Raw genomic sequence first — 238 nt, 5'->3', positions numbered from 1 at the left:
CGTCGCCAAGCACCACACGACGATCGGCAGCCACGCGCGCACCGGGGCCGACAACATGTTCGTCGCCCCGGTCACGGTGGGGGACGGCGCCTACACCGCGGCGGGTTCGGTGATCACCGCCGCCGTCCCGCCGGGGGCCATGGGCGTGGCCCGGGCCACTCAGCGCAATGTGACAGGCTGGGTCGACCGCCGCCGGCCCGGGACGCCTGCCGCCGCAGCCGCGGCAGCCGCAGCCCGG

The 238-nt window shown here is 77.3% G+C and carries 1 pseudogene; it reads left to right on the top strand.

The features are described 5' to 3' along the window. Nucleotides 1–238, top strand: a pseudogene (gene glmU, locus AC0IVP_RS22150) (bifunctional UDP-N-acetylglucosamine diphosphorylase/glucosamine-1-phosphate N-acetyltransferase GlmU); the annotation flags it as partial.

This window comes from Klenkia sp. AC732 (assembly GCF_979256525.1).
Note: the sequence above shows the minus strand (reverse complement) of the source record. Positions and strands in the feature narration are given on the sequence as shown.